We start from the raw sequence: 12,755 nt of genomic DNA on the forward strand, positions 1-12,755 counted from the left end.
AGATGCCTGAAATCGTGCGATGACTCACAGATATTGATGCTCGATTTTGATGCAACGATTCTCAATATATGGAATACCAGCACCAAGTGCGAGACTTTCTGCTTCGACACTCGAGAGACCGAGCTGATTCCAAATCATCCCGACGTCGCCGTGAGCAACAGCATCTTTGGCGACATCCGCTAAAAACTCAGACCGACGGAAGACATCGACGATATCGATGTGTCCTGGAATACTTGCGACGCTCGGATAGACTTTTTGACCGTTCCACTCGTTTAATGTCGGATTGACTGGAATGACTTCGTATCCGTGTTGGACTAAGTAGTCAGCAATCCAGTTCGCGGTCTTTCCGGAATCACTCGAGACGCCGACGACGGCAATGCGTTTCGCATCCTTCAAATATTGACGTGCTTGTTGATCGGTAATCATCTAGAACTCCCCCTTATGAAAATAACTCTTACCTAACACTCTATACCCGAACCGAGATGAAGTATGCGAAATCGAGCACGTTTTCGACGTTTTTCAGAAATCGTCTTGAAATCAAATGAGTCGACCGATGACCCGTCGAACGACTTCTCGATGCAACTGAGAGCGAATTTGAATATTCATTCTTTTTCAATGACTGAGGTTACATAATACTATTATTGTCATTAAAGAGAATGTCGTAGCTCAAAAACGATAAAAATAGGTTAAATTCTCACGTGCATCGAGTTGATCAACGACCCGCCTGGCGCATTGTCGATGCAACTGAGAGCTCCCTGTCTGACAATTTAACGTTGCGTGAAATAACTATTTCACGCAAACAAGTGTCTGCTGTATCAACGTTTGGTATACTACCACTAGAGGGGTGATTGTCGGATGAGTTTATTTAAAAACCTAGGAAAAACGATACATAAAACGACCGTTTCGGCTACAGTACCAGCGATTCCGGGTTATGAGCGGATGCCACGCTTCATTCAGTCCTATTTGGATCAGTTAGCAGCAAAACATTTCTCGTTAGCGACGATGCGTCGCTACGTTTACGACTACGAAGCGTTCTTTCAATTTGTTGCTACAGCGTCCGGAGAAGAAGTAACAGCACGGGATATTCCACTCGAAGCATTTGTCGAGATCGATGCAGCAGGAATTGAAGCTTACGCTGAATACCTTGCCTTAACGAAACAAAATGCACCAAGCGTCATCAACCGGAAATTATCAGCATTACAGTCGTTATTCCGTTATTTGGTCGATACAGGTCAGCTGTCGGAAAATCCAGTTGCAAAAGTCAATCGACCAAAACAAGCAAAACGGGAACCGATTTACCTGACGAAACGCGAATGGGATGAATTGATTCAGTTGTTACCATCAAACGTTGAGATGAATGCCCGAGAAGCATCACATTATGAACGAGACCGCGTCCGCGACGTGACGTTGTTCCAACTGCTCGGTTATAGCGGGATGCGCCTCAGTGAGATGACCCAACTCGTCTGGAACGATGTTGATTTTCACGAAAACACGCTTCGCGTCATCGGGAAAGGTAACAAAGAACGACTGATTCCACTCGCGAAACCAGCTCGGATTGCATTGCGCAAATACGCGATTCATTATCAGATGCCAACGAGCGGCGCCGTGCCTGTCTTCCAAAAACACGGAAAACCACTCAGTCCACGGGCAGTCCAGCATATTTTGCAGCGGCACACGGAACGATTGAAACCAGTCCTGCCCTTTTTAGAGCGCAAAAAAATTACACCGCATAAATTGCGGCATACGTTTGCGACACGTCTTGCGACCGGTGGGGTCGACGTCCTGACGATCCAGCAGTTACTTGGTCACGAATCCGTCGCGACAACACAAGTCTATGCCCATATCGGTGATTCCGAGAAAAAACGCGCCGTCGATTTATTCGATGGTGAACGATAATAACATTATGTCAACTAAAGGAGGAATAGCATGAATTATGGGCTCAGTGAACGCAAAATCAAACAAATGTCTGATGCCTATGCCTTTCGACGGGGAAAGAAGTATGTCGCCGCCCGCAAGGTCACGTTGCACAATTACCGAATGGGCGACGAGCTGATCGAAGCGAGTGTCGACGGTGAGGAACGATTCACGGTGACGGTTCGCGTCAAGGCGCACGGTGTCGACGCCGGCTGTAATTGTCCGTCGCTTGCGATGGATACGTCATTTTGCGGACATATCGTCGCCGTTTTACTAGCGATGCATCATGTTCAGGCGCATGGTACACCGACACCGCTATCGCCGCAGATCCGTCCGTTCACGGCGATCCAAGTCGATGACGCTGGCGCGCGCCATTATTTACGCAGTCTCACACCGGATCGTCGGGTAGCGATTCATTTCGAACTGACCGGACCCGTCGTGACGCTCAAACGACTGACGGACAAGCAACAGCATCAACTGTCCCTGCCCTACTTCGATCGTCTGCTTAGACAGACAGAGTATTTGCAGCAAGTCGCCGATGTTTCGTTCAGTCCTGATTTGCAAGAACGAATCGTTTCCGGGACACCAATCGTCAAACTCCATCTCGACCGAACGGCTCAAGAAGTCGAAGTCCGCGTGTCGTTTGATTATCAAGGGATTCAGCTGAATCCGCTCGACGAGACGATTTACGCTGGTCGCGATCAAGTAACGGAGCAAAGTGTCTTACGCTTCTTACGTGAATTCCAAGCAACGCCACGTGACACGCGCTACATCATTACGCGTGACGCCGCGCAATATGCCTTTCTGCGGAGCCTGCTTGACGAACGGATTGCGCTCGGTCAACTGGAGTTATTTGCAACACAAGCGATCCGGACGACGTTACCAAAAGGACCGTTTCATCCGCGGATCGAAGTCGACGTGACGGACCGCCTCGACTGGCTCATCTTCAACTTTTCAATGGACGGGATTCCAGAAGATGAGCTGAAACGTGTCCTGAAGTCGCTCGTCTTACAAAAACGGTACCACCGCTTGAAATCTGGACAGTTCGTTTCTTTAGAAACAAGGGCTTTTCAGCAGTTACAACGGGTCCTCGCTCAGATGGAAGCAAGTGAACGCGACTTACGCGATGGACGAATCGTCTTACCTGCCGTCCGGAACATGAAGCATCTGATCGGCGCCTCCGTCCTGCATCTTCACGCTGATTTGCTCGAGAAATGGCTTGAATTAAAATCCGGACAAGGATTCCGGCTCGACTTGCCGAATTCGTTAGAGTCACGACTCTATCCGTATCAACGGACGGGCATCCAGTTTCTGAAGAATTTGGACGCACAAGGATGTCACGGGATCCTAGCCGATGAGATGGGGCTCGGGAAGACGATTCAAGCGATTGGTTATATCGCGACGATTCCTGACCGTCGTGCGCTCATCGTCGCGCCGGCGTCACTGCTCCGCAACTGGGAAGCAGAACTGAAACGCTTTTTACCCAATCGACCGGTTCATGTCGTCACGGGTTCTCAAACTAGCCGACTCCGCGAACTGGAGCACTTACCTGACGATACGGTGACGATCGTCTCCTATACGACGCTTCGGACCGACGTCCGTCGCCACCCTGTATATGACGTCGTCTTCTTTGATGAAGCACAGCACTTGAAGAATCCGCAGTCGCAAACAGTCAGTCAACTACGGCATCTGCAAGCAAAACGCCGTTTCGCCTTAACGGGAACACCGCTCGAGAATCGACCGCGTGATATCTGGTCGATTTTCCATGTCCTGTTTCCAGAGCTACTGCCGGATCTAATGACGTTTGAGAAATGGTCGTTTGACGATATGCAACGGTTCATCCAACCGTTCTTATTACGGCGTGAGAAACAAGATGTCTTACAGGATTTACCGAAGAAACAGATCGAACATCATTATGTCGAGCTCGGTCCGAACCAAAAACGCTTATATGCGTCGTATCTTGCCAAATTGCAATTCGAGACGCTGCAACACTTAGACGAGATGAAACGCGAAGATCGTTTGAAGTTACTGGCTGGGTTAACGCGTTTGCGGCAAATTTGCAACGATCCGGGATTATTCGTCGAGGGATACAGAGGAGAAGCAACAAAACGAACGCGTCTGCTCTCATTGATTGCCGAAAAACGGGCAGCCGGAAAGCGGATCTTGATTTTCTCGCAGTATACACAAATGCTCGAGCGTATTCGCTCGGATCTCGCGCAACGTCACCTCCCCCACTTCCTGTTGACGGGTGAGACACCACTCGAAGACCGGGTGGCGTTATGCGATCGGTTCAATGACGGTGAAGTCGATCTCTTCTTGATTTCCCTGAAAGCCGGCGGAACGGGACTGAATCTCGCGTCTGCTGATACCGTCATCCTCTTTGACAGCTGGTGGAATCCCGCAGTCGAACAGCAAGCTGCCGATCGTGCCCACCGGCTTGGACAACAATCCGACGTGACGGTCATCAAATTGCTGACACGCGGGACGATCGAAGAAAAGATGACGGAATTACAAGATCGAAAAGCCCAGATGGTCGATGCCGTCCTGACGGCTCCAGACAGTGATGCCTTGACCGTCAAAGAACTCGTTCATCTCGTAGAAACAAAGGAGGAACATCGGTGATCCTTGATCTTCTGCTTGGTTACCTTATCGGCAGTATTCTGGGCGGTACGCTCTGGAAGTACGTCAGTCGAACCGATTTGGCTCAGGTCGGTTCCGGAAACATCGGTGCTCGCAACGCCCATCGTGCCGGTGGGCTCCCGGCCTTTTTATTCGTGTATCTGTTTGATGCCGCGAAGACCGTTCTTGCACTACAGATCACAGACGCATTTTATCCCGTTGCTCTTGCCGTGCTCATCGGTCACTTGTTTCCGTTGTTTCATCCGCGACGCGGCGGTAAAGGGTATGCCGTATTTTCCGGAATTGTCTTCGCCATCACGCCGTGGGCATATCTTGCCGGACTAGGCATACTCGGTCTGTCTTATCTCGTAACGAAAGATAGCGTCAAAGCAGGGCTGATTCCGGTTGTTCTGCTCCCGTTACTCCCCGTCTACTTTGACGCAGGATCCATCAATATCTTGTGTACCGTTGCCGTAAGTCTACTTGTCCTGTGGGCTCATGATGCACTTCACAAGCTAGTCATTACATAAGGAGGACATCTCATGATCGACTTTTCCATTGCCACCGCTTCGGACGCGGAAGCAATCCATGAACTGAACTACCTCACCTTCACGGAAGAGATTCCGCAACATCAACCGAACACCGAACGGAAACGGATTGACCGGTTTCATGATCAAAATACTTATCTGATCGGCAAGGAAGACGATCGACTCGTCGCGATGATTGCTATTCGGAAGCATCGCCCTTTTTCACTTGAGGAAAAAGGCGTGACGTTAGATGAGACATTGACGGACCCAGCGGAAATCCGTTTACTCAGCGTTCGTCCCGAATACCGCAATAGTCGTACGTTCATGCAATTGATGCGCTTTTTGATGGTCTACTTGGAACGGGAAACGATTGATCATGTCTATATCAGTGGTACGACACGGGAAGCTAAACTATATGCGCGGTTCGGCTTCACACCAATCGCAGCGACGCTCGGTAGTGGTGACGCCCAGTTCGTACCGATGTTGTTGTCGCGCGCGACATACGAACGATCCGTCATCGCGGACGTTTTACGTCCTCTGCATTTTCTAGCCGGTCCGGTCGAAGTCGCTCCGACGGTCCGTCAAGCGGCGCAACAAGCACCGCGCCCGCATCGGACGGCATCGATGCGTCAGCTCGATCAAAATTTACGGGACCGAATGTGTCAGTTGCTGGATTTGCCACATGTCTCGATGGCTGTCGGCAGTGGTACGCTCGCCAACGATATCGTCGCACAACAACTGAGTGGACATGGGTTGATCCTAAACGGTGGTGAGTTCGGTCAACGCTTGATCGATCACGCAGCACGAGCAGGAAAGTCCTTTGATGTCCACTCGCTTCCATCCGGTCACCCAATCGACTTGGAACAACTCGCGAGTCAACTGCATCAAACGGAATACGACTGGATCTGGTTGACGCATTGTGAGACGTCAACGGGCGTCCTCTACGATCTCGATGCGGTAAAAGCGCTGTTAGAACAACGAACCGCACTCATCGTCGATGCGATCAGCGCCGTCGGAACCGGGCGTTTCTCGTATGCCGGCTGCAGATTCGTCACGACCGTCTCCGGAAAAGCAATTGGGGGTTTACCGGGTCTTGCGTTCATCGGTCACGTAGATCGCGTCCTACCTTCTCCACGTATTCCACGTTATCTAGATCTCGGACTCTATGCGGAAGGCGTCGCCTTTTCCGGTTCCTCGAACTTGTTGCTGGCTTGTCAGGCAGCGCTCGATGCCCTTGATCTCGATCAAGCCGCTATCAAGATGACCTATCTCGAACAGGCCGTTCGCGCGACTGGTTTTAACCTGCTTGCGACGCAAGAAGCACAAGCGCCGGGAATTCTGACGATCGTCCATCCGTCGGCAACCGCTTTAGGAGACGCTCTCCGGATCCAAGGCTATCATGTTCAATATGAAAGCGACTATCTCGTCCATAATCAATGGCTCCAAATCTCAACGATGGGACAGACGACGATGCGGCACATCGAACGTCTCGTCCGCGTGCTGGTTCGTGAAAACCAACGCATCACCATAAAAAATGAAAAAAACGAAAGACCTCTCAACCCTTGATTTCAAGCGGTTTGGAGGTCTTTCGACTTTAAAAAATAAAAATAGAGGTTTAAGGATTTAAAACATAGGGGTATAAACTTACTAGCACCGCATCAAACGGTGACTTACTCACACATGTTTCTCAATATCAGCGTAATGACCTGGGAGAGAAATGCAAAGTCACGAAAGCGTCAGATTCAAAAGAGTCTGAAACCGATTGTCTTAGCATATTTAAATTGTTCAGGACTTGTCCTGCTCCTACATTCATTACCTTTTGAGGGCTATACCAAATTCAAGGGGGAAATGAACATGTCAGTTAAATTAACAGCCGAAAAACGCGAGGTACGTCCACGCTCACTCCGTAAACAATTACGTCATGAAGGAAAAGCTCTTGGTGTCGTGTATGGTTACAAAGTGGAAAGTACACCAATCGCATTCGAAGAAAAAGAATTGCTTAAAATCGTTCGAGAAAACGGTGAGAACGTCTTGATTTCACTGAAACTCGACGGTAAAAATATTAACGTCTTGATCAACCGTCGTGATATGGATGTCTTCACACCAACTGTCGATCACGTTGAATTCATCGCCGTTAAAATGGATGAAGAGACAGAAGTCGAAGCAGACGTCGTACTCGTCGGCGAAGCAGCTGGCGCTAAAGTCGGTGGATTCCTGTCACAGACACTCTTTAAAGTAACAGTCGCAGCTACACCAGATAAATTACCAGAGAACGTCGAAGTCGACGTCACGAACCTCGAAATCGGCGATTCGATCTCTGTAGCTGATCTTCCAGAACAAAAAGATTTCCGTATCGTCACAGAAGGCGACATTCAAGTCGCAGCTGTCGTCGAATCAACGCTTGAACAAGAGCTTGAGGAAATCGAAGAAGCAGAAGCTGAGGCACAAGCGGAAGCTGGTGAAGACAACGAAGCGGAAGCTACGGAAGAGTCTTCAGAAGAAGCAAAAGAAGAGAACGAAGACAACAAATAAGTCGTTTGACGATACGCCCTTCGTGGCGTATCGTTTTTTTGTGTCTTGACAATAGACAGAAGATTGCCTAAAGTGAACAGCGTATCACCTATTACCATATCCACTAGGGGAGCCCATTTGGCTGAGACGATTCACTTCGGACCCTTCGAACCTGATCTAGTTCATACTAGCGTAGGAAAGTGGAGCGATCACATCCAATGACTCCTGCTGCGCGCAGTTTTTCTGAGGACCGCTCTCTTTTTTACGGAGGGCGGTCTTTTTTGGCGTCTCCCCCATTCTAAGGAGGACGTACCTAATGCAACACTGGAAAATGAAAGAAATCATGGTCATGATGATGCTCGCCGTCGCTTGCGGGGTCATCTATCTTGGTTGGTCAACACTCTGGTTACCGATGTCTGCGATCTTCGGACCTGTCGGTGCCAACTGGATGTTTGGGATCTGGATCATCGCGAGCCCGCTCGTCGCAGCAATCATTCAAAAACCAGGTGCCGCCCTCATCGCGGAAATCGTCGCGGCAGCCGTCGAGCTGTTCACGGGTAGTCACTTTGGTTTATCGGCTCTACTGATCGGGGTATGCCAAGGGCTTGGTGCGGAACTCGTCTTTGCGATGACGCGTTATCGCCGTTATGACACCTGGACATTGATGTTATCGGGTGTTGGAGCCGCGATTGGTAGCATTGTCTATAGTCTGATCGCGAACGGATTCGGTTACTACACGACGACGTTGCTTGCGACAACTGGCTTACAATTAATTAGTGGCGCATTACTGGGCGGCTTGCTTGCAGCGATTCTCGTCCGTCGCCTTGTTGCGACCGGTGTCTTGAACGGGTTTGCGGCAGGACGTGCGAAACGGGAAGTCGCATGATTACTGTCGACGATCTCAGCATCCGCTACCCCGGTCAGATGAAGTCGGTGCTCGATCATGTATCGCTGACGATCGAGCAAGGAACGACCCTTCTGCTCGGACGAAGCGGGAGTGGCAAGACGACACTGCTTCATGCCCTAGCCGGACTGACACCAGAGACGATTGAAGTCGAACAGACGGGAACCGTTACCCGGTCCGGTTCGGTCGGAGTGCTATTCCAAAACCCAGAAGAACAGTTCTGCATGGAAACGATCGGACGCGAAATCGCTTTTAGCTTAGAAAACCGGTCGATTCCACGCGAAGAGATGGAGGAACGAATTGAACGCTTACTCGCACTCGTTGGTCTCCCTCTCCCCTTCTCGACACCAATCGCGAGTCTATCCGGGGGGATGAAACAACGCCTCGCGCTCGCTGCGGTCCTGGCACTTGAGCCGACGATCTTATTACTCGATGAACCAACGGCTCAGATTGACCCGATCGGGCAACACGAGCTGATGGCGTTGATCTTTCAGATTCAGAAAGAACATGATTTAACGATCGTCTTGATCGAACACCAACTCGATGTCTGTTTACCTTACATCGACAAAATCGTCTTACTTGAGGACGGATCGGTGACTGCAACGGCGCATCCGCAGGATTTGTTCCCGCAGGCGTATACGGATCTTCAATCGAAAGGGATCGCTGTTCCCTCTTTGTATCCGTACACGTTAGAGACGTTACCCATAGATGGACCACAAGCAGCGCGACTTCATGTGCTTCCTCCAGTCGCTACTGCAGGCATTCCCTTGTTACACGTCGCTGCATTATCGACGAAAGCACCTTACCCGCTGACCGATGCGACATTTTCCCTGAAGACGGGAGAATGGGTGATGCTGCTCGGGGCAAACGGCTCCGGGAAAAGTACGTTGCTTGCAACACTCGGTCGGTTGCTCTCGCATCGTGGAACATATCGGTTCCAGGAACGTCCGGCTCAGCGTTACTCCCGGCGACGCTTTTATGAGCACGTTGGTTATGTCTTTCAACAACCGGATCTGCAGTTTCTCAAACTGACAGTCGAAGCGGAAATCGACTGGAGTCACCGGGCAGCGACGAGTGATGAGCGCACAGCGTTGCTCGAACGACTGGAACTCGCATCTGTCAAACAGCAGTCACCGCTTGCGCTTAGTACGGGGCAACAACGACGGCTCAGCGTCGCGACGATGCTCGGGCAGACGAAGGATTTATTGTTGCTCGATGAACCGACGTTCGGACAGGATGGATTGACGACACGGCGGCTCATGGAACAGTTGTTGACGGAACAACAAAACGGAACGACGCTCGTCATGGCAACACACGATATGGAACTCGTTGCCCGATACGCGGATCGTGTCCTCGTCATGGAGCAAGGCCGGATTGCCTTTGACGGACGTCCGAGCGAATTATTCGCTGACGTTCCGTTACTCGAACGCTGTCAGCTACAACGTCCACTTTCGTACCAATTCCAGGAGGTGAAGCGCAATGCAGACGAACGCGTCACCGTTCGCTAAACTCAATCCTGTCATCAAAGGTAGCGGATTGGTTTTGATCATGTTTGCCTTGATTGCAACGAACGACTGGGTCAAGACGTTGGTGTTCCTGAGTTTTGCTATCGCCTTGCTACTCCTCTCCGGGTGGGGTCCTCGCGATTTCTTGAAACGACTCGCACCTTACAGTCTATTATTCTTATTGACGTTCTGGATGATGGCAGCCTTCGGCAAAGGAACGAATCCTCTATGGTCGTTTGGTTGGTTTCATGTCACATCGGAAAGTGTCATGCACGGCTGGTTACTTGCCTTACGGATGGCAACGTTCGTCTGCTTAAGTTTCGCTTTCGTCACGACGACCGATGCGACCCGGTTCGTGATGAGCTTGATTCACCAAGCAAAGGTATCGCCTCGCTTCGCGTACGGATTTCTTGCCGGGATCCGCTTTCTTCCACATTTGGTCGAAGAAGTCCGCGTCTTACGGCAAGTCCGGATGATTCGGAACGTTCACAGTCGCTTTCCTGGTGATGCGTTCCTATCAATCGGCTTACCGCTCTTCTCGCGATCGATTCAGCGGGCAGAACGGATGGCGATCGCTTTCGAAGCCCGTCATTTTTCAGCAGAACGGACATATTATGAAGTGCCAGTCGTTCAACGCCAGGATGTTATCTATCTCATGGTCATCCTCCTGTTCATCAGTCTTGTCTTTTGGCTATGATTACCGCCACCCGTATCCGGGTACATTCTAGCAAGACAGATTGAAGGAGAACGACATGAAACGAATCCTCTTGATTGGTGCAGGGCACGCTCATCTGCATTGCATTACACACGGACCAACAGAAGACGTCGAGTGGCTGATTTTAAACGCCTCGACGTACCAATATTACTCGGGCATGTACTCCGGACTTGCTGACGGAACATACGGCATTGATGAGATCCGTATCGACGTCGCCGCCTTATGTCGCGCCTATGATAAACAATTCATCGAGGAGACCGTCATCAAAATCGATCCCGTTGAAAAAGTCGTCTTCGGTGCATCCGGCAGACACTATACTTATGACGTCGTCTCGACGAATATCGGCTCGTTCGATTGGTCGGAAGATACGACACGATTATCGATCAAACCGAACTACCGGTTACCGGATACATTAAAGCGTCTGCAACAAGCAAAGCGTCCAGTCTTGATTGGAAGCGGTGCAGCGGCCGTCGAGATGGCGGCGTCCTTGAAAGTGGCGGATGTGCCGATTACACTGATCACGGATCCAAAGTTACTTTCAGGACACCCAGCAGCGGAAGCCATTACACGACGCTTACAAGAACTCGATGTTCATTGGATTCGAGAACGACCACTGAATGAGTCGTCTCCTCTCCGCTTTTCACATCACCCACCAATCGAGCCAGATGCCATCATCCGCTTGACGGGTGCGAAAGCTCCGGCATTGTTTGCGGACAGTAATCTCTATACGGAAGACGGGTTCCTACTCGTCAATGAGCAGTTACAAGCGCTCGATCATCCAAGTCTGTTTGCTGCGGGTGACGCAGCGACACTCGTCGCGTATCCCGATATTCCGAAGAATGGCGTCACAGCTGTCCGACAAGCACCAATCTTACTGGCAAATCTCTTACGGTACGTCCAGGAAGAGGCACTGAAAACCTATCGTCCGCAAACGAACTATTTGACGATTTTATCGATGGGACCACGTCATGCAGTTTCAATGTATGGCAATCAGTATTCGACTCACCCGTTCGGTTGGTACCTGAAGCGCTGGATCGATCAACGGTTCATGCGGAAGTATCGCCCTTAAAAGTGTGCGCCGGCGCACGCTTTTTTCTGTACATAAAAACAAGCCATGGACGGGTGTCCATGGCTTGTTGGATTAGACGGTTTGATTTCCTTTAACGTACGAGAGTAACGTCTCGTTGAACTTCTCTTGTTCATCAAGCAACATACCGTGCCCACTCTCTTCGAAGACTTCAAGTCGTGCATGTGGGATTCCCTTTTGCATTTCTTCCGCGAACTCGAATGGACAGACTTGGTCTTTTTTACCGTGGATGATTAACGTATCGACTTTGATGTTTTCGAGTTTTCCACGCAAGTCCTCATCACGTAATGCGATTGCTGACTGAATCGTACCGTGGGACGAAGCAGCGATGCTAAGACCGTGGAACCATTGTTGGAGTGGTTCTGGATGCTCCTTCGCAAAGAAGATTTCCCCAAATCCTTTGAGCATCGACGGACGATCTTGTTTCGTGTCGGCAATCAACGCATCGACTTCTTCTTTTGTCATTCCGTATGGATAGCCGTCTCGCTGTGTAAAGACAGGTGCTGCAGCTCCTGCGAGAACGAGCTTACTGACTTTTGAATCCCCGTATTGCAAGAGATAGGACAAGGCGATTCCTCCTCCCATCGAGAAGCCAAGCAACGTGACGTTCGATAATTTCAGCTGTTCGATGACTTCATTGATATCGGACGCCATCGTCTTATAATCGTATCCCGTTGCCGGCGCATCTGATTTGCCATAACCGCGATAATCGATTCCGACGTAACGGTATCCTTCTTCGACGAGCAGGTTCTTTTGATACTCGAACATATTGTTGTTTGCTGGCCAGCCGTGTAGAAAGACGACTGGTTGACCCGATCCGACATCCTCGACATAAATCTTCGTGCCATCAACTGCTTGAATGAATGTACCCATCATAAAACCCCCATAGTAATAGATTGACCGTGCATGCATCTATTATTCCCGACTCAAGAGATGTCAAACATCTTGATGTTAAAGTGTTATAGAAAATTCT

At 50.1% G+C, this 12,755-nt stretch carries 11 protein-coding genes and 1 riboswitch; of the genes, 9 read left to right on the forward strand and 2 right to left on the reverse strand.

Features of this window, described 5'->3' with window-relative positions; translation table 11 throughout:
• Positions 1-24: 24 nt before the first annotated feature.
• The gene (locus tag EXW93_RS08110; RefSeq protein WP_023468336.1) at positions 25-426 is read right to left on the reverse strand and encodes a CoA-binding protein; all 402 of its coding nucleotides are present in this window, start codon (positions 424-426) and stop codon (positions 25-27) included.
• A gap of 429 nt (positions 427-855) precedes the next feature.
• Between EXW93_RS08110 and EXW93_RS08115 the strand changes: the two genes are divergently transcribed.
• The 9 genes from EXW93_RS08115 (at position 856) to EXW93_RS08155 (ending at position 11,764) form a co-directional block, all read left to right on the forward strand.
• Positions 856-1,896: a tyrosine-type recombinase/integrase gene (locus EXW93_RS08115; protein ID WP_023468337.1), complete on the forward strand. Its 1,041-nt coding sequence runs from the start codon at positions 856-858 to the stop codon at positions 1,894-1,896.
• Positions 1,897-1,926: 30 nt separating this feature from the next.
• Positions 1,927-4,536 (forward strand): DEAD/DEAH box helicase, encoded by a 2,610-nt coding sequence (locus tag EXW93_RS08120; protein ID WP_174316319.1) that lies wholly within the window; start codon positions 1,927-1,929, stop codon positions 4,534-4,536.
• Entirely contained in the window at positions 4,533-5,063 is a 531-nt protein-coding gene (locus EXW93_RS08125) for a glycerol-3-phosphate acyltransferase (RefSeq protein WP_058713097.1), read from the forward strand. Before EXW93_RS08120 ends, EXW93_RS08125 begins: the two co-directional genes overlap by 4 nt.
• A 12-nt stretch (positions 5,064-5,075) precedes the next feature.
• Positions 5,076-6,626 carry a GNAT family N-acetyltransferase gene (locus EXW93_RS08130; RefSeq protein WP_174316320.1) on the forward strand — a complete coding sequence of 517 codons (1,551 nt, stop codon included), beginning with the start codon at positions 5,076-5,078 and terminating at the stop codon, positions 6,624-6,626.
• Positions 6,627-6,914: 288 nt separating this feature from the next.
• Positions 6,915-7,592 (forward strand): 50S ribosomal protein L25/general stress protein Ctc, encoded by a 678-nt coding sequence (locus EXW93_RS08135; protein ID WP_023468341.1) that lies wholly within the window; start codon positions 6,915-6,917, stop codon positions 7,590-7,592.
• Between the two features lie 95 nt (positions 7,593-7,687).
• A riboswitch (TPP riboswitch) is annotated at positions 7,688-7,787 on the forward strand.
• A 100-nt stretch (positions 7,788-7,887) separates the two neighbouring features.
• Positions 7,888-8,457, forward strand: a complete 570-nt coding sequence (locus EXW93_RS08140; protein ID WP_174316321.1) for an ECF transporter S component — start codon at positions 7,888-7,890, stop codon at positions 8,455-8,457.
• Positions 8,454-9,983, forward strand: a complete 1,530-nt coding sequence (locus tag EXW93_RS08145; protein ID WP_058713100.1) for an ABC transporter ATP-binding protein — start codon at positions 8,454-8,456, stop codon at positions 9,981-9,983. The genes EXW93_RS08140 and EXW93_RS08145 overlap by 4 nt, the downstream gene beginning before the upstream one ends.
• On the forward strand, positions 9,955-10,677 hold the full coding sequence (locus EXW93_RS08150; protein WP_082202557.1) for an energy-coupling factor transporter transmembrane component T family protein: 723 nt from the start codon (positions 9,955-9,957) through the stop codon (positions 10,675-10,677). Before EXW93_RS08145 ends, EXW93_RS08150 begins: the two co-directional genes overlap by 29 nt.
• 55 nt (positions 10,678-10,732) lie before the next feature.
• Positions 10,733-11,764 carry an NAD(P)/FAD-dependent oxidoreductase gene (locus EXW93_RS08155; RefSeq protein WP_058713101.1) on the forward strand — a complete coding sequence of 344 codons (1,032 nt, stop codon included), beginning with the start codon at positions 10,733-10,735 and terminating at the stop codon, positions 11,762-11,764.
• Positions 11,765-11,836: 72 nt separating this feature from the next.
• On the opposite strand, the gene EXW93_RS08160 is transcribed toward EXW93_RS08155, so the two are convergent.
• Positions 11,837-12,655: an alpha/beta fold hydrolase gene (locus EXW93_RS08160; RefSeq protein ID WP_047390318.1), complete on the reverse strand. Its 819-nt coding sequence runs from the start codon at positions 12,653-12,655 to the stop codon at positions 11,837-11,839.
• Between the last annotated feature and the right edge of the window lie 100 nt (positions 12,656-12,755).

The sequence above is a fragment of the Exiguobacterium sp. JMULE1 genome (assembly GCF_013337175.1).
GTDB lineage: Bacteria > Bacillota > Bacilli > Exiguobacteriales > Exiguobacteriaceae > Exiguobacterium_A > Exiguobacterium_A indicum.

Excerpts from the sequence above, each read along its gene's own strand:
- EXW93_RS08130 (WP_174316320.1), top strand. The coding sequence starts at position 5,076 with ATGATCGACTTTTCCATTGCCACCGCTTCGGACGCGGAAGCAATCCAT.
- EXW93_RS08155 (WP_058713101.1), top strand. The coding sequence starts at position 10,733 with ATGAAACGAATCCTCTTGATTGGTGCAGGGCACGCTCATCTGCATTGC.
- EXW93_RS08110 (WP_023468336.1), bottom strand. The coding sequence starts at position 426 with ATGATTACCGATCAACAAGCACGTCAATATTTGAAGGATGCGAAACGC.
- EXW93_RS08135 (WP_023468341.1), top strand. The coding sequence starts at position 6,915 with ATGTCAGTTAAATTAACAGCCGAAAAACGCGAGGTACGTCCACGCTCA.
- EXW93_RS08150 (WP_082202557.1), top strand. The coding sequence starts at position 9,955 with ATGCAGACGAACGCGTCACCGTTCGCTAAACTCAATCCTGTCATCAAA.
- EXW93_RS08145 (WP_058713100.1), top strand. The coding sequence starts at position 8,454 with ATGATTACTGTCGACGATCTCAGCATCCGCTACCCCGGTCAGATGAAG.
- EXW93_RS08140 (WP_174316321.1), top strand. The coding sequence starts at position 7,888 with ATGCAACACTGGAAAATGAAAGAAATCATGGTCATGATGATGCTCGCC.
- EXW93_RS08160 (WP_047390318.1), bottom strand. The coding sequence starts at position 12,655 with ATGGGTACATTCATTCAAGCAGTTGATGGCACGAAGATTTATGTCGAG.
- EXW93_RS08120 (WP_174316319.1), top strand. The coding sequence starts at position 1,927 with ATGAATTATGGGCTCAGTGAACGCAAAATCAAACAAATGTCTGATGCC.
- EXW93_RS08115 (WP_023468337.1), top strand. The coding sequence starts at position 856 with ATGAGTTTATTTAAAAACCTAGGAAAAACGATACATAAAACGACCGTT.